The sequence below is a fragment of the Chitinophagales bacterium genome, from assembly GCA_019638515.1.
In the GTDB taxonomy this organism is placed as follows: Bacteria; Bacteroidota; Bacteroidia; order Chitinophagales; family LD1; genus UBA7692.
This window is the reverse complement of record JAHBTS010000004.1, coordinates 158073-175712: the sequence shown is the minus strand read 5'-3', so window position 1 is coordinate 175712 and position 17640 is coordinate 158073. Positions and strand designations below refer to the sequence as shown.

14 protein-coding genes are annotated in these 17640 nt (G+C 40.5%); 6 read left to right on the top strand and 8 right to left on the bottom strand.

Annotated elements, in window-relative coordinates:
- Positions 1-6: 6 nt before the first annotated feature.
- The 3 genes from KF872_09095 to KF872_09085 are packed head-to-tail and all read right to left on the bottom strand — an operon-like array spanning position 7 to position 3417.
- The gene (locus KF872_09095; protein MBX2903699.1) at positions 7-1104 is read right to left on the bottom strand and encodes a glycosyltransferase family 2 protein; all 1098 of its coding nucleotides are present in this window, start codon (positions 1102-1104) and stop codon (positions 7-9) included.
- Positions 1091-2476: a hypothetical protein gene (locus tag KF872_09090; protein MBX2903698.1), complete on the bottom strand. Its 1386-nt coding sequence runs from the start codon at positions 2474-2476 to the stop codon at positions 1091-1093. Before KF872_09090 ends, KF872_09095 begins: the two co-directional genes overlap by 14 nt.
- A gap of 5 nt (positions 2477-2481) precedes the next feature.
- Positions 2482-3417: a glycosyltransferase gene (locus KF872_09085; protein MBX2903697.1), complete on the bottom strand. Its 936-nt coding sequence runs from the start codon at positions 3415-3417 to the stop codon at positions 2482-2484.
- Between the two features lie 195 nt (positions 3418-3612).
- On the opposite strand from KF872_09085, the gene KF872_09080 reads away from it, so the two are divergent.
- On the top strand, positions 3613-5514 hold the full coding sequence (locus KF872_09080) for a CocE/NonD family hydrolase (protein ID MBX2903696.1): 1902 nt from the start codon (positions 3613-3615) through the stop codon (positions 5512-5514).
- A gap of 20 nt (positions 5515-5534) precedes the next feature.
- Here KF872_09080 and KF872_09075 read toward each other — a convergent pair whose 3' ends face one another.
- From KF872_09075 to bshC, 4 genes are all read right to left on the bottom strand, one after another.
- Positions 5535-6809 carry a UDP-N-acetylmuramoyl-tripeptide--D-alanyl-D-alanine ligase gene (locus KF872_09075; protein MBX2903695.1) on the bottom strand — a complete coding sequence of 425 codons (1275 nt, stop codon included), beginning with the start codon at positions 6807-6809 and terminating at the stop codon, positions 5535-5537.
- A 12-nt stretch (positions 6810-6821) separates the two neighbouring features.
- Entirely contained in the window at positions 6822-7211 is a 390-nt protein-coding gene (locus KF872_09070; protein ID MBX2903694.1) for a hypothetical protein, read from the bottom strand.
- A gap of 124 nt (positions 7212-7335) precedes the next feature.
- Positions 7336-7560 (bottom strand): hypothetical protein, encoded by a 225-nt coding sequence (locus KF872_09065; GenBank protein MBX2903693.1) that lies wholly within the window; start codon positions 7558-7560, stop codon positions 7336-7338.
- A gap of 135 nt (positions 7561-7695) precedes the next feature.
- Positions 7696-9300 carry a bacillithiol biosynthesis cysteine-adding enzyme BshC gene (gene bshC / locus KF872_09060; GenBank protein ID MBX2903692.1) on the bottom strand — a complete coding sequence of 535 codons (1605 nt, stop codon included), beginning with the start codon at positions 9298-9300 and terminating at the stop codon, positions 7696-7698.
- Positions 9301-9456: 156 nt separating this feature from the next.
- On the opposite strand from bshC, the gene KF872_09055 reads away from it, so the two are divergent.
- Positions 9457-10956: a DUF5106 domain-containing protein gene (locus KF872_09055; GenBank protein ID MBX2903691.1), complete on the top strand. Its 1500-nt coding sequence runs from the start codon at positions 9457-9459 to the stop codon at positions 10954-10956.
- A 103-nt stretch (positions 10957-11059) separates the two neighbouring features.
- Positions 11060-11542, top strand: coding sequence for a response regulator (locus tag KF872_09050; protein MBX2903690.1), 483 nt, complete (start codon positions 11060-11062; stop codon positions 11540-11542).
- Here the strand turns inward: KF872_09050 and KF872_09045 are convergent.
- On the bottom strand, positions 11532-12557 hold the full coding sequence (locus KF872_09045) for an rRNA pseudouridine synthase (protein ID MBX2903689.1): 1026 nt from the start codon (positions 12555-12557) through the stop codon (positions 11532-11534). The genes KF872_09050 and KF872_09045 overlap by 11 nt on opposite strands.
- 263 nt (positions 12558-12820) lie before the next feature.
- On the opposite strand from KF872_09045, the gene KF872_09040 reads away from it, so the two are divergent.
- The 3 genes from KF872_09040 (at position 12821) to atpD (ending at position 17601) form a co-directional block, all read left to right on the top strand.
- Positions 12821-15256 carry a PAS domain S-box protein gene (locus tag KF872_09040; GenBank protein ID MBX2903688.1) on the top strand — a complete coding sequence of 812 codons (2436 nt, stop codon included), beginning with the start codon at positions 12821-12823 and terminating at the stop codon, positions 15254-15256.
- A gap of 110 nt (positions 15257-15366) precedes the next feature.
- Complete coding sequence (greA, locus tag KF872_09035; GenBank protein MBX2903687.1) at positions 15367-15837, top strand: transcription elongation factor GreA; 471 nt, start codon at positions 15367-15369, stop codon at positions 15835-15837.
- A gap of 243 nt (positions 15838-16080) precedes the next feature.
- Positions 16081-17601, top strand: a complete 1521-nt coding sequence (atpD, locus tag KF872_09030; GenBank protein ID MBX2903686.1) for a F0F1 ATP synthase subunit beta — start codon at positions 16081-16083, stop codon at positions 17599-17601.
- The last annotated feature ends 39 nt before the right edge of the window (positions 17602-17640 follow it).

The window sequence follows — 17640 nt, the reverse complement described above, 5'->3', positions numbered from 1 at the left end:
GCTGTATTACTTATATAATCTTTCGTTATCTTGAATATCCATCCACATGGCAAAAAGCAAAAACTGTATGCCGGTTAGTATTAAAAAGCCAAAACCCAAAAGTGTAACAGGATTTACGGTTGCACCCTCAATAATTCTACCGCATATTTTTACACCGTATGGAATAGAAAACAGCATTAAAAGAAATCCTAAGTGATATAGAATAAACAATGGATGAAAATCTCTAAAAAGATATTTATTCCAAAGGCGATTAAAAAACAATTTAACGAGCAGCCAGCTTACTCTCGGAATAACTTTAAAAATTTTCATTTTGCTGGCTTCGCCCACATTGTACACCGGTTTTATTTCTACCTCGCGCAAAGTACACATGGCAATATTTAGTTTTACCAACATATCGTTTGGCATGCCATAACTTTTGTAAATATCGTACAACCTAATGGCGTTTAAACCCGCAAGAGAAATGGCGGTGTAGCCTGTTTGCGTATCGCTTATTCGCCAATAACCCGAAGCCAATTTGGTTAGTATAGAAAGTATTGAATTGCCAAAAAACCGCACCTTAGGAATTACCAACCAAGCACTGCGGTGAATAAGGCGATTCCCTTTTACATAATCTACTTGTTCGCTAACTACCGGCATACAAATACCTTCTAACTCCGATGGATCCATTTGTCCATCGCCTGCCATTACTGCCGTACAATCTATCTTATGATCTTTACACCATTTATATCCTGAAGCTATTGCTGCGCCTACACCTCCGTTTACGGTATGGTTTATTAAAATAATTCTATCGGTTGATGGCGTTTTGTTTGCAACCACCGATGGATTAAAGAGTTTCTTTTCCTCTATTGATTGTAAATGCAATACTTCTTCTGCTTTGTTATAGCGGTTGGCAGAAAACTCTTTTTGGGTAGCATCTTCAATAATTGCCGAAGGTTGCAACTGCCCAATATAGTTTTCTACTACTGCTGCGGTTTTGTCTTTGCTGTTATCGTTTACAATCACTATTCTATCTACAAAATCGGGCATGGTTTCTATAACCATTCCTATTTGAGTTTCTTCGTTATAGCAAGGCACCACAACGGCTATAGTTTTATGGTTGAGCATGCAGTTTAAAAATTGGTCTTGTAAACATTAAAGAAATAAAACCGGGCAACAAATACACAAAAAATATGGCAGTATGCCCGTATCGGAATAAACTTCTGCCGTGCGCAAAACTTATGATTACGATATTCAACCAAAAACACAACACCAAAAAGAGTACAATAAATGCTCCCGAAGCAACCGTAATCTTGCTATTGCTTCTAACTACAAAATAAAGCGAAAGCACCAACGCAATAAACACGGCTAAAGTATTGATGCCGCTTGCTTTGTACAACGAAGCTATTTTGTAAAACACATTAAACGGCAAAAACTTTACATTGCGCCAATTGCTGCTTTGCTTCAACTCTTCAACTATGCTTTGGTAGTTCTTATAGTAATCTAATGCATAAAATTCTCCGTAAACAGCTTTTACTACCTCGCTGCTAATAGCATAGCTTGCGTGATATTTATAGTTATACTCATCGTTTACGGGCAACGAATCTGAGTAAAACCGCTCGAATCTTACTGCCAAATTATTGGCATAAAAATGCGGTGTGGGTTGTTTTGTTCCGGCAATATAGCGCTGTAGTCTTCCTCTAAAAGTATCGTCATCCGAAGGTGGAGCACTCTCTTGTAATGGCGCAGGTGTTTTCTTTTCGGCTGCTTCTTTATTAAATTTTCTATCCAGTACCACCGCTACTCTTTTCATATTTCCGGGATACGGAATGCCGTCTATCACATAGTTATAGCCCATCCACAAAAACGATAAAATCAAAAAAGGATACACCAGTATTTTAATCGTTTTATACTGCTTGTTGTGCCACAATACCGCTACTAACAAAAACAACATAACATACAGAAAAACACCGTTAGAACGCACATAAGAAGGCAACCAAAAAAGGATAGACAGCAAGAACCAAAGTTTGTTGTTATTGGTTCTTATTGCGCCCAACAGCACCCCGGTAAACAATGCCAATAGCGATGTAAAAAGAGACTCGGTCATAAGCGTGCTTTCGTAGCCTATGGTGCCGCTATCTATGGCAAAAAGAAACAAACCCATATTTGCTACAATAGCTACAAAAGTTCCCCAGTGCAGCAATTCATAAAACAACAAGCAAAATGCCGAAATAGACAACAAGGTTTGAACCAATATTACCGCCTTTGTGCTAAACCCAAGTTTGTATATAAGCATTAAAAAAATGGGATACCCCTGCGGAAAATCTATCGAAATAGAGTGCAGTACCGAAAGGTTGCCATCAAAAAGCCCCTTTCCGTATAGAAAATAGCCAAAGCTATCGGGGTCTATTTCCGGTAATATGTAACTGAAAAGAAAAAAGCTTCTGGTATATAATAATAACAAGGCAAAACCTACAACCCAAAACCACTTGTTTTTCATTCGTATTATTTCTTTATCTGTGCTATGTTTTTCCTAAGCAAATAGAATTGGTCTCTAAAGTTTATTGCCTTTAATGGTGTAACCTTAAACCACCTTATATACCATTTCAAAAATAGCGAAAATTGCTTGGTGCGCAGGTAATAAAATGCCAGCATATTCATTTCGAATCGGGGATGATCGAAATACTTATGATATGGCTCGGGCAACATCTTTTTTATGAGGTTGTAAGTAATATCTATACCATCTAAAAATATTTTTTCCTGATTGCGCGGATTGGTGGCATTGGTAGAGTGTACTCTGTATTTTACCCCTACAAAATCGTTGTAGCCCAATTTTCCGTGCAATCCATGAAAAACATGCAATAGCCAATCGCATTGAAAATACTTGCCAACGTAGGATGGTATTGCATTTTCACTACTATTTCTAAATACTGTTGAACTTTGGCATATTGCCACTGTGTTTTTTAAATAATAGTGTAAATCGAACGTTGCAGGAGGTTTGGTTTGGTTGGTAAAGCGCACCTTTGCTTCGCCTGTTTCGGAATTAAACACTTCTACATTCGTAAAAACTTTTGTTACATCGGGATTGTTTATTAAAAACTGTACCTGCCGCTCCAAAAAATCATCGGTAGCATAAATATCATCGGCATCTATAGCTGCAATAAAAGGTGTTTTAGGATAAGTGCTAACATAGTACAGGTTAGGGTTTGGCTGTCCGTTGCCCAAATTTTTTTCGTGCCGTATTACCTTAAAGTTTGAATGCTGTTGGGCATATTCTTGGCATATTGCAAAAGTGCTGTCTTTAGAACAATCATCTGCCACTACTACTTCAAAATTAAAACTCGTTTTTTGTTTCAGTACTGAGTCTATAGTTTCCCGAATATATTTTTCGGCATTGTATGCCGGAATCACAACGGTAAGAATAGGTGGAGCCTCTGCCATAAACCCTTTTATATCTGCTTTTTTGGAATGTACAAACGTACATAAATTTTTCACCAATGCCGTTGATGCTGTTGTGTGTTGTTAAAGCAAGTGTCCTAAAAATATTTCAGCTAAAAATTTAAAACAGCAGCGTGTTTTTCTTTACTTTCGGCAGCCTTATTTTTGTAATGTGCTCCTTAAATTTTTCGACTAAAGATGTTCATTCGTTTTGGCGCTCTACTGTTTTCTTTTTTCTGGTTTGCTTCTTTGTGCATAGCAGCCACCCCTAAATTCGACCATCATGTTTCGGGCGGTAAAAACTCCGGCAAGTTAAGCGCTCCGGGAGTTTACCAAGGTTACACAAAGCCGGAGTACAAAGGTTTTCAATACAGTTCGCGCTACCTTACCATGCGCGATAGCACGCTCATTGCCACCGATATTTTTCTTCCCAAAAAACTCGAAAATGGCAAGCAGGTTCCAACCATCTTATACCTAACCCGCTATGTGCGATCGCTGCGTGCCAAATTTCCACTTACCTTATTTGTGCATCCGCTGCTGGTAGTGGTACCCGAAGAAGAAATAGAATTTTTTACCTCGCACGGCTATGCCTGTATTATTGTAGATGTACGCGGCTCGGGAGCTTCTACCGGAGAGCGCCAAATGGAATTTAGCCCCGAAGAAATTGCCGATGGAAAAGAAATTGTAGATTGGATTATTAGCCAACCGTGGAGCAATGGCAAAGTGGGCACCACAGGCGTAAGCTATGTGGGCACCACTGCCGAAATGCTTTTGGTGAACCAACATCCGGCAGTAAAAGCATGTATTCCGCGCAGCAATATTTTTGATTTATACAACTACATTATGTTTCCCGGAGGAGTGCGTGCCGGACCTTTTATAGATGTGTGGGGAAAAACCACGCAGAGTTTAGATAAAAACGATTTTTCCATTTTCGGTAAAAAAGCAAAGTTGCTTTTTGGTGTAAATCCCGTAAAAGGCGATAAAAAGCGTGCTGTTTATCACAGCGCTTTGGCGCTGCACCTCGATAATTTCAACATCATAAGCGGCATTAAAAAAGTAACTTTTAGAGACGATATTCACGAAGGCCTGGGTGTAAACAGCGAAGCTTTCAGCATACACACATACCGCCAAAAAATTGAAAACTCCGGCACACCAATTTACCGCATTGGCGGCTGGTACGATGGCGCTTTGCAAAAAAGTCTTTTAGATGGAATGCAAAACACCAAAAACACTCAAAAGGTGTTGCTTGGCCCGTGGGATCACGGCCCGCAAAACAATGTTAGCCCTTTTGCTCCCAGCAAAGCAGTAGATTTTAATATAAAACTGGAAATGCTGCGCTTCTTCGATTACTATCTAAAAGGCATCAACAACGGCATCAATAAAGAGCCCACCCTGCGCTATTACACCATTGGAGAAGAAACATGGAAAACCAGCGATACTTGGCCACTTGTAACACAGCAACGCACCAAGTTTTTTTTAAATGCCGACCAATCGCTTACACCTCAATTACAAAAAGAAGGTGTATTGAATTACAAAGTAGATTATACTGCCAATAGCGGCAACACTTCGCGTTGGAACAGTGTTACGCAACTCTTTATGAATGGCCCTACCAATTATGCCAACCGTGCCGAAGAAGATAAAAAATTACTTTCTTTTACCACGGCACCTTTGCAAAAAGTTACTGAAATTACCGGATCTCCGTGGGTAGATGTTTACTGGAGTGGCGATGCTGACGATGCTACCGTTTTTGCATACTTAGAAGATGTTTCGCCCGAAGGAACTGTTACTTACATTACCGAAGGAATGTTTCGCCCACTGCACCGCAAAATAGCAGAAAAACCGCTTTACACTTCTGATATTCCGCAGCACTCTTATTTAAAAGCCGATGCTTTACCATACCGCGCAAACGAGGTGGTGCGCTTACAGTTCGATATGCTGCCCATTTCGTATCAAATAATGAAAGGGCACAGCCTTAGAATAAGTTTTGCCGGAGGTGATACCGAACACTTCGATTTAACGGATGTGCGTCCTCAAAATTTTTCGTTTTCGTGTAGTGCCATTTATCCTTCGGCTATAGAACTGCCTATTATTCAAAAATAAGCACACGCGGCTAAAATTATTTATAGAAAGAGTGTTTCTAACTTATATGCCCGCGAGCCTTTCACCAAAATATTGGCTCCGGAAAAAGGGTGGGCTTTCAACCAGTTTATGGCTGCTTCGGTAGTTAAAAACTTTAATCCAAAATTGGCCACCTCAAATTCGCTGCCCACAAAAATAACTTGCTCCAGTTGCTGTGCCTGCGCCAAAGCCGCTATTTCTTCGTGTACACGAGCGCTGCTGCCGCCCATTTCTTTCATGCCTCCCAAAATGGCTATGCGAGGCTGGGCTGCCGTGTTGGCAAAACTTTCTATGGCTGCTTTCATACTGCTGGGGTTGGCATTGTAGCAATCTAAAATAATGGTGTTGCCATTTTGCTCTATCTTTTGCGAGCGGTTATTGGTTGGTACATAATTTTCCAATGCGGCTTTTATTTTTGGAAACTCTACACCAAAATATTTTCCGGTGCAGCAAGCTGCCAGTGCGTTTTCAAAGTTATAGTTGCCAACTAAGTTGGTGTGTATGGTTTCGCCTGCGGCTGCCAGCGTTAAAAAAGTTCCTTCTTGCAACTTACCTTCGCAAAAAGCCGGAGCTGCCGTGCCGTAAGTAATAAGGTTGGACGCGATAAATCCCGCTTCTTTTGCTTGGTGCAGCAGTATATCGTTGTCGGTATTTACAAATACTTTGCCGCCATTAGCAGCTAGGTAGCGATACAATTCTGTTTTCCCTTTTACCACACCTTCAAAACCGCCAAAACCTTCGAGGTGCGCCAAACCAACATTGGTAACTAAACCAAAATCGGGTTCCACATATTGGCAATAGCTGTGTATTTCTTGCTGGTGATTGGCGCCCATTTCCACTATGGCAAAGTCTATGCTTTCGGGCATAGAAAGCAGCGTGAGCGGTATGCCTATATGGTTGTTTAAATTGCCTTTGGTGGCTTGTGTTTTGTAGGTGGTTGCAAGTACGGCAGCCATTAGTTCTTTGGTGGTGGTTTTGCCATTGCTGCCTGTAAGTGCTATTACTTTTCCCTTAAATTTTTTGCGATGAAAAAGCGCCAATTGCTGCATGGTTTGCAGTGCGTTTTCTACTATGGCAATTTTAGGATTAGGTGCAAAATGCTGCTCATCTGCCACTACCAGCAAAGCGCCTTTTTCGATTGCTTCGGCAGCAAAGAGATTGCCATTAAAATTTGTGCCTTTTAGTGCAAAAAAAATATTGTTTGCAGCAATATTTCGGCTGTCGGTAGTAATACCGGTGCTTTGTTTAAAAATATCGTAAAGCTCTACAACGTTCATTGCGGCTGGTGTTTAGTTTAGTTGTGGCTGGCTGTTGGGCGGTAAATTTGTTTTTTCGAACGGCAGAAACACAAAGTTGCCCTCTTCGGCATCAATTACAAGAATACACATAAAAGCTGCCGGGTCGCGATAGGCTTTTTTAAAGTCTTCTACTTTTTCGAGCAACACAATTTTTCTGTTTACCAAGTCTTCTAAATGCGAGGCGCTAAAACTCCAATACAAATCCATTTCTGCACGGTGAATAATTGGCACACCTAAATCTGTTTCATCGCGGTGCGCAATAAATATCGGGTATTTGCTTACATCGCCTTTGCGCATGGCGTTGGATACTTGCCTAAGATATTCGCGGCAAACACTCAGGTCTTCGCTGAGCTGCTTCAGTAATTCTTCTTCTAATGCCATATTTAGAGGCTAAGGTTAAACGGCTTTTTCATAAAAACAAACTTTCGGGCGGTAAAAAACAAAAGCCATCCGCTAATAAATAAGCGAATGGCTTTTGGTGCAATTATTCTAAAAATACAGTCTTTTACTTGGTGTTTGGCTCTTTAGAAACAAACATAAAAGTTAAGCCTATACTAAGCATTAGTACGGTAAAAAATATTGGAATAGCTAATCCTGTTTGTAAAATGGTTTGGTGTTTTGCAGGGTCGTTATACTCTAAAACATTAGAAGTATTGCCCCACAAAAAAGCAAGATACATTGCTGTTAAACCGCCTACTACCGTAAAAATTCCGCCAATAATTTTCGACATAGCTTTTTCTATTTTCTTATGCAAACATATTTTCTTCTTGCGAAAAGAAAAACTGTTTTTTCAATAAAAATAGAATGGCAACCCGCGGGTGTTCAAAAAAGTAAACCATTACCTTAAACTTAAAACCACCATGTGTTATATTGATTGCGGTTTTACCACTATTAAATTCTTTTCAAAAGGGTTGCTGTTTGCCAGTATTGTGGCAAGTAGTTTTTCGGCTTCCGGCAGGTCGAAAAAATTGAGCTTGCGCTCTTGTAAAGCGCCCGCCACAAAAAAGGCTTGATGTATAGCAGTAAGTTGCTCCACCACCGTTTCGCTTTTGCGCTTGAGTGCCTTTATGCCTTTGCCTTCGAGTTGTGCAACGGCAGCAAGTGCTTTTTGCTTTTCGGCTTTTACGCTCATTGCCAGTGTGCTGTCTATGGCTGCAAGCTTTTCTTCTATAAAAGCAAAAGTTTGTGCTATGGCTTCGGTGGCTTCTTTTAGCGAAATTTCGTTGCCAAAATTTTCTTCTAAATAGCCTTTTACAAAAGCATCTTGCTGCTTAAAAACACTTTCGGTGTTTAGCTGCAGCTTACTCATTTTTCTTACCACATTTTGCGGCAGAACCACTACCGGAGTGCGGTGCAACACAATAGGAAAAGCCACTTTGTAATAATCGAAAAGTGCTTTTTGCTGAAGCCAATAACTACATTCGGCACCTCCGCCCACAAATGCCACATTGGGCAATACTGTTTCTTGATACAACGGACGAAAAATAACGTTGGGGCTAAAATTTTCGGGCGTTTCGGCTATGGCGGTTTTTATGCTTTCGCGCGTAAATGTTTCCTGCCGATTTAATACAGCAAAAGAATCTTCGCCTTGGCGCACTATTCTTTCGCGATAGTTTTTGCCCAAATAAAAGAAGTTGATAGGGCGCACGCTTGCTTGCGCCTTGTAGTTGCCTTCTAAAAATTGCAAGGTGGGTTGCAATACTGCTTCGGCTCTGGAGTGTAGTATTTCATCTTCTATAACCGAAGCAAACTGCATTTTCAGTTGTGGACAATCTTGGTTTAAAACCACCAAGCCTTCTTCTTTAAAAAATGCCTGCGTTACATACGCAGCAAAGGCTCCAAAATGCTGTGTGTGTTGCAAAGCTTCTTCCATTAGCAAATGGATGTTTAAATTGGGTGCCGCCTGCTTAAATTCTGCTATAACTTGTTTAAAACTATCATCTATTAAAAACCGCCCCACTGCGCCCGTTTGTGCTGTTTGCCAACTTACTGCCAAACCGCCAACAGTGGCACTTCCCAATTCTTCTAAATCGTGGTCTTCGCTGCCAAGCCAAAATACGGGCACAAAATTATAGGCTCCAAAACTTGCCTTCAACTCTTTGGCAAGCGCTATGGTGGAAGCTATTTTATGAAAATAAAAAGCAGGGTGAAACAGCAGCGTGGGTTGGTGAGCGCAGGTTACCGTAAATGTGTTTTCATCTTTTATCTGTGCTATATTGGCAAGTGTAGCTGCCGATGCGTTTCGGCTGGTTGCTTGTGCCAAAAGTATATTGGCAAGTGCCGCTCTATCTATGTGCTGTTGCTGCTTTTGTGCAATAGCAGCCGGCACCGATTCTTTTTCCGGAAAAAACGAAAAAAGATGGCGCACCTTTTCTGAGTTATACAAATAATCGCGCAGCAGCGGAGACAACAAACCTGTTTGCTCCAGCGAAATTTTTTCGGTATCAAAAACCATAGCGCAAACGTACACAAAATGGATTTTCAACTTTCATATTATCTGTGAATTTGGTACATACAATATGCTTGCCGCTTTTGGAGCCTAACAAAAATTAACGCACCATCTTTGAGCCTTTTTTGTGTAAATACGTCATTCATAATCATAAATTTACCGCCATCAACTTTTTCTATGAAGAAACTTTTTTTGCTTACCTCTACTTTTTTGGCGCTTGCCGTTTTTGCACAACCCAAAACCACTAAGCCTGCAACGGCAGTAAAAACCAACATCAAGCTCACTGTAAAAGGGTTAGAAAACAGCAATATGATTTTGGCTTTTTACAGTGGCGATAAGCAATATGTAAAAGATACAGTTCTTTTTGACTCTAAAGGTGTGGCCACCATTAAAGCCGATTCTGCTTTGCCGGGCGGTATTTATTTGGCAGTATTTCCCAAGTTGGGCAATCGCTATTTTGAACTCATTATGAGCGAACCCCAATTCCAAATGGAAACAGATACTACCGAGCTGGCCGGAAAAATGAAAGTGTTTAACTCGCTCGAAAACAAACTGTTTTACGATGATATGCTGTACCTCAATAAAATTCGTAAAACATCGGATTCCATTAACTCCGAATTAAAAAAACCCGAAAACAGCCCCAAAGCAGATGCGCTTAAAAATGAACTGAAAAAGATAGATGCAGATGTAAAAACCAAGCGCGAAGCCATTATGCACAACCATCCGCAAACGCTTTATGCCAAGGTACTAAAAGCCATGAAAGAGCCCGAAGTACCCGAAGCTCCTCGCGATGCCAATGGAAAAATAATTGATTCTACTTACCAATGGTATTGGTACAAAACCCACTACTGGGACAATATTGATTTGAGTGACGACCGCTTGCTGCGCACGCCTGTTTTTCACAACAAACTAAAACAATACTTTACACGCACAGTTTACCAAATTCCCGATTCGCTGGCTTTAGCTGCCGATAACATGCTTAAAATTTCGAACCCGCAAGGCGATATTTTTAAATATATGTTGGTTTACTTTTTAAATACCATGGCCAATGCCAAAATTATGGGTATGGATGCGGTGTATGTTCACTTGGTAAAAAATTATTACGCCAAAGGTTTTGCTCCTTGGGTGGATTCTGCACAACTGGCGAAAATTGTAGAGCGCGGCACTATTTTAGAACCGCTGCTGCTGGGTAAAAAAGCTCAGAATATTATTTTGGCAGATAGCACGTTGAAAAACTACCACAACCTATACAACCTACCCAATAAATATACTGTTCTCTGCTTTTGGGATCCGGATTGCGGCCACTGCAAAAAAGAAGTTCCGGTATTGCTAGAAGCCTACCACAACCTTAAAAAGAAAGGAGTGGATGTAGAAGTTCTTGCTCCTGCCATTATGGGAAAAGAGAAGCTAAACGATTGGACTGCCTTTATTCGCGAAAAGGGGTTGGATTGGATAAATGTGGCAGATCCCTTCCGCCAAAACAACTATCGCTACGAGTGGGATATACAAAGCACTCCGCAAATCTACATTCTCGACAAAAACAAAATTATTAAAGCCAAGCGCTTGGGTGCCGAACAAATTGAAGATTTTATTCTACACGAAGAAGATCCAAAACACCAGCCCAAAAAGCCCTTCTTAGAATCAGAAGAGCAAAAAACCTACGAGCCGCGCGAGTAAGCCTTGTGGTATTTAATGCACACTGCCTGGGATAATGTGCGTACGCAAATTTGCGTATGGCATTAATATTTTTTTACATTTGGTATGAAACAAAACTCAGCGTATGGCAGATGCTTCTACTCATACCTATCACTTGCTACTGGTAGATGATAACCCTGCCGAACTCCGTTTAATGCTGGAAGCCATAAAGGATGCCGAATTAGATAATTTGGTTTCGCTTTCTTATGCTTACGATGGCGAAGAAGCCTGCGATTTTTTAAACACTTCGCGTATTATTGATAATAAGGTGGATATGATTTTATTGGACTTAAACATGCCCAGACTAAACGGAAAAGATGTGTTGAGTTTTGTAAAATCGAATACCAATTTTTCGCAAATTCCCGTTTTTATTATCACCAATTCCGATTACAGGCGCGATATGATGGATTGCTATAACCTACAGGCAGACGGCTATCTTCAAAAACCTTCGGAATTTAAAAAGTTGGTAGATTTTTTTGTGTCGGTAAAGCAGTCTATTCTGGTGCGCAATAAGCTTTCTATTTTTTGGATAGAAAAAACTTATGCCGAATTAACGTCTATCGCTTAGCAATTCGCTTACGCGGCTTTTTGGGAGCTTCTTCTTTTACTGTTCCTTTGGTAAAATATCGCAACATGCGCACTTCTTCTTCCGAAAGAAAGCGCCAGCGCCCTCTCGGTAAATCCTTTTTGGTTAATCCGGCAAAATATACGCGATCGAGTTTTACCACTTCGTAACCCAGCGATTCAAAAATTCTTCGCACAATACGGTTTTTTCCGCTGTGTATTTCTATACCAATTTCCGCTTTGTTTTTAGGGTTGGGCAAGGCTATTTCATCTACTTCGGCAATACCGTCTTCTAGCACCACTCCGCCTTCGGCAATTTTTTCAAAATCGGCTTCCCTTAGTTTTTTATCTAAAAATACGTGATATACTTTTCGTACTTCGGAAGATGGGTGAATGAGTTGCTGCGCCAGTTCGCCATCGTTGGTAAACAAAAGTACGCCCGTAGTGTTGCGGTCTAATCTTCCAACCGGATAAAGGCGCACTTTTTTTCCACCTCTAAGTTTTTCGTTTACATTTTCCAGCAAATCCATTACGGTTTTGCGGTCGCGCTCATCGCTTACAGTTGTAATGTAATCTTTAGGCTTATTCAGCAGCACATACACTTTGGGCTCTGCATTCAGCAATCTTCCTTCATAATGTACTTTATCGCCTTGGTTTAAGCGATGCCCCATTTCAAACACCACTTTTCCGTTTACCGAAACCTTGCCTGCTTGTATAATTTCATCGGCTTTTCTGCGCGAAGCCACTCCTGCGTGTGCCAAAAATTTATTCAGCCGCATATTGCCTTCTGCAACCGGCTCTATGCTTTCTTTTTGGTATATTCTCTTACGGTTTTTTTCTTCGAGGTTTTGAAGTTTTTCTTCTTCGCCCTTTTTAAATGAATTTATTTTGGCTTTTACTGCTCTTCCTGCAGCTTGGCTTAAATTAGAATTCTCCGGTGCCTTTTTCCTGAATTTTTCAAAAGGAAGTGGTGCTTTGGGGTTATTCTTTTTGCCAGTATTTTCTTCGCGCTTGCTCATTGGAAGCCGCAAAACTATACAAATTTTTAGTGCGGTTACTTTTGATTTTTGCTTTAATGGCTTTTTTCTTTACTCCGGCTCTTATTTCGTGTTGAAACAGATATTTTTTTCTGACTCCCTTGTTTCTTAACAAACATGCCATTATCTTTACCAAATAGTCTATAACTTATTTGCTGAAGATATGTTTTAGGCTATTTCATTCTGTATTACCTCTTTATATTTTATTGCTTTCTATTGTATGTGTTTAAAAACGACTAAACGCCATGGATACCTTAAACCATGTTTTCAAACAAAAGCAGTTTAAGTTTTTTAGTAGGTATATTTATGCCTTTGCCGGTATTGTTGGAATAAATGCTGCTATTACGCTGCTGGGTTGGGCTTTAAATATAGATTTTTTAAAACAGCCGCTTGGCAAGTTGCCTACCATGAACCCAACTACTGCAGTAGGGCTTATGGTGGCAGGCGTGGCCATTGTGTTAATTGTAAAAGGCAAACTACAAATAGCAAGGCTTTTAGCGCTTTTGGTTGTTGGTATTGGAGCACTTAAATCGTTGGCAATTATTTACCCCTATCTTGATACGCAAATAGATCATTGGCTTTTGGGCGAAAATGTACAAGCCTCTTTTTTTAATGGTTTTGCAAACAATATTGCGCTCAATACCATCGTTTGTTTTTGGCTTTTGGGTGGTGCAGTGTTGCTTACCTGCTTTACAAATACCTGCATTAGAACCATAGCGGCTTATTTGGCCATATTTACAACTATTGTTTCCTACTTTGCCGTAATTGGCAACATCTATAAGGTAAATGCACTTTATGGATTTGCCAACACTTATCCCATGGCTATTCAAACTGCGGTAAGTTTTGGTTTGCTTTCTATGGCTGTGTTGCTCTTAAATAGCAATTATGGGTTTATGCAAACTTATACCAGCCGCTTTGCTGGCGGTAGTATTGCCCGACTGCTGTTGCCGCCTATTGTATTTATTCCTGCACTATTGGGCTATTTGCGGCTATGGGCAAACAACAGTTATATCGTTGGCACCGAAATGGGGGTTGCCATACTTATTACACTCATTATTACCATGCTTTTGGGTGTTACTTGGATTTTAGCTTTGGCATTAAACAAAAGCGATAAGGCTCGAAGCGAAGCCGAACTCTCGCTCAAAAAAATAAATACCAATTTAGAAAAAACAGTAGATAGCAAAACGAAAGAACTGCTCGATTACCAATTTGCACTAGATGAATCCAGCATTGTTGCCATTACCGATAAGTATGGAACCATTACACATGCCAACGATAATTTTTGCCGAATATCTAAGTTTGAGCGTGCAGAACTCATTGGTAAAAAACACAACATCATCAATTCCGGCTATCATCCAAAAGAGTTTTTTGCAGATCTTTGGAAAACCATTTTAGCGGGAAACATTTGGCGGGGCGAAGTTAGAAACAAAGCCAAAGATGGTTCGCTGTATTGGGTAGATACCACTATTGTTCCTTTTTTAAACGAACAAAAAAAGCCATACCAATATGTAGTAATACGTGTTGATATTACCAATAAAAAAATGGCAGAAGAAGCGCTCAACCAACTTAATGCCTCCTTAGAAACAAGAGTAAAAGAGCGCACTGCAGAATTGCAAAAAGCTAACGAAGAAATTGCAAAACGAAATATCTATTTCGACCAAACCCAAGACGCTTTTTTAGCGGTAAGTTTTGATGGCAGTTTTTTAGATTTTAACGCCCAGTTTATGCAGTTGCTTGGTTTTGAAAGAAATGAACTACTCTCAATACCGTTTATATCGCTGGTGCACCAAAACGATTTAGATAATAGCAGAAAAGAACTTGAAAACATTGCCCTAAACGGCAAAACCGAAAATTTTGAAAACCGCTTTCGCTGCAAAAACGGAACCTATATTTGGATGCAATGGAATGCCGTACTCTACAATAAAAGTATTTATGCCGTAGGCCGAAATATATCGCTGCAAAAGCAACAACAAGAAGAACTGCTACTTAATACCGAAAAACTAAACCGTACCAACAAAGAATTAGAGTCGTATTCGTATTCCGTTTCGCACGATTTACGTGCTCCGCTTAGAGCCATAAATGGCTTTATACAGGTAATTGAACGGCAACATGTTGCCAATATTCCTGCCGAAATGCAAACTTTGTTCAACCACATTACGGCAAACACCCTGCGTATGAACAACATTATAGAAGACCTGCTTACACTCGCCAAATACGGAAAACAAAAATTGAACCTCACCCCGGTAGATATGAAAACCCTTTTTTCCAAAGTATGGAACAATCTTCATACCACCAATCCCACAGCTGTATTGGAATTAGCAGATTTACCCGGCATTCGCGCAGATGCTTCTATGGTTGAACAAGTGGTTATTAACCTTCTTTCAAACGCCCTTAAATACTCTGGAAAAATAGCAAAACCGCATATTTGCGTAGGCTATACCGAAAGCGAAAAAAGCATTACCTATTTTGTGAAAGACAACGGTGCCGGATTTAATATGCAACATGCTTACAAAATTTTTGATGCCTTTCAGCGGTTACACACCTCTAGCGATTTTGAAGGAACCGGAATTGGGCTTCACTTAGTAAAGCAAATTATAGAAAACCACGGAGGCTCCATTTGGGCCGAAGGAAAAATAAACGAAGGTGCCACTTTTTGGTTTAGCCTACCCAAAACACAATAAAGCCAAATTTTTGGTTTACACCACAACAAGCACTATATTCGCCAAACTATTAAGACGCTTCTGCCAAACGGGGGCGTCTTTTATTTTCTAATGAACCAAGAAGAATGTTTATGGCTATTCATTACATGACTAAAGAAGGCTACGAAGCACTCGAAAAAGAAGTAAAATACCTGAGTGTAACCCGTAGAAAAGAAGTGGCTACCGCTATAGCCGAAGCCCGCGAAAAAGGCGACCTGAGCGAAAACGCAGAATACCATGCTGCCAAAGAAGAACAAGGCCATTTAGAAGCTAAAATTGCTGAGTTGGAAACCCAGCTTGCCAATGCCCGTGTTTTAGACGAAAGCAAGGTAGATGTTTCTAAAGTAGGCATACTGTCTAAAGTTGATGTGCTCAATAAAAAAATGAACAAAAAAATGTCGTTTACCATTGTAAGCGAAGCCGAAGCCAATTTAAAAGAAAACAAAATTTCTTCTACCTCGCCTATTGGCGCTGCACTGCTTGGCAAAAAAGTGGGCGAAACAGCAAAAGCACAAACGCCCGGTGGCATTATGGAATTTGAAGTGCTGCACATCGGTATTTAATACCACCTCACTTATATTAAAATTTTGGAGGCTGTTCTTTTTTGGGGGAACAGCCTCCTTTTTTTTGAGAACAACCCTGCCAAATTGAAAAATATTGCAGCATTGTTGCTTAAAGCAAACACTTCACATACTTAATTTTAGCCTTCCCTAAACTTTGTGCTTTGATAATAGCGGTAAACGCCTATTTTCGCAGCGCTTTTTGAAAAAATAAAACAAAAAAGTAATAACTTATTTATAGTATTTATGGCTAACATTGGTAAAATAAAACAAATTATCGGGCCCGTTGTGGACGTAAGTTTTGAAGCTGAAAACGCTGTTCTTCCTAAAATTATGAACGCTTTGGAAGTAACCCGCGATAACGGACAAAAACTAATTCTTGAAGTGCAGCAGCACTTAGGCGAAGATGCCGTTCGCGCCATTTCGATGGACTCTACCGATGGCTTGCGCAGAGGTTTAGATGTGGTAGATTTGGGTTCTCCAATTAAAATGCCTGTTGGCGAAAGTATTAAAGGTAGATTGTTTAACGTTACCGGAGATGCTATTGACGGTATCAATATTCCGGTTTCTAAAGATGGTGGCTACGAAATTCACCGCCAACCACCGGCTTACGAAGATTTAACCACTTCTGCCGAAGTTCTTTTTACCGGTATTAAAGTTATTGACCTTATTGAGCCTTATGCAAAAGGTGGTAAAATTGGTCTTTTTGGTGGTGCCGGTGTAGGCAAAACGGTGTTAATCATGGAGTTGATTAACAATATCGCTAAACGCTATTCGGGCTTATCGGTATTTGCTGGCGTGGGCGAAAGAACTCGCGAAGGAAACGATTTGCTACGCGAAATGATTGAAAGTAACGTTATTAAATATGGCGAAGAGTTTAAGCACAGCATGGAACAAGGCGGTTGGGATTTATCTAAAGTAGATGGTGCCCAGTTGGCTAAATCGCAAGCCACGTTGGTCTTCGGGCAAATGAACGAACCTCCCGGCTCACGTGCAAGAGTGGCGCTTAGTGGTTTAACTATTGCTGAATACTTCCGCGATGGCGATAAAAACGATACATCTTCTGGTGGTCGCGATATTCTATTCTTCGTAGATAATATCTTCCGTTTTACCCAAGCCGGTTCCGAAGTGTCGGCACTTTTGGGTCGTATGCCTTCTGCGGTGGGTTACCAACCTACTTTGGCAACCGAAATGGGTTTAATGCAAGAGCGTATTACTTCTACCAAACGCGGCTCTATTACATCGGTACAAGCGGTTTACGTTCCTGCCGATGACTTAACAGATCCAGCTCCGGCTACTACCTTTGCCCACTTGGATGCAACAACGGTATTAAGCCGCCAAATTGCAGCTTTGGGTATTTACCCGGCTGTAGATCCTTTGGATTCTACTTCCAGAATTTTGAGCGAAGAAGTTGTAGGTACCGAACACTACCGCACAGCTATGCGCGTAAAAGAAATTCTACAACGCTATAAAGAATTGCAAGATATTATTGCCATCTTAGGTATGGATGAATTGAGCGAAGAGGATAAACAAGTGGTACACCGCGCGCGCAGAGTACAACGTTTCTTAAGCCAGCCATTCCACGTTGCAGAACAATTTACAGGTATTCCGGGTGTGTTTGTTCCTATCGAAGAAACCATCCGTGGATTCAACATGATTATGAACGGAGAAGTAGATGAGTTTCCTGAAGCAGCCTTCAACTTAAAAGGCTCTATTGAGGAAGTAATTGCTGCCGGGCAAAAAATGTTGGCAGACGTTGCAAAATAATTGAGTAGTGCAATAATTTGAATAAGCACGATTGTAACA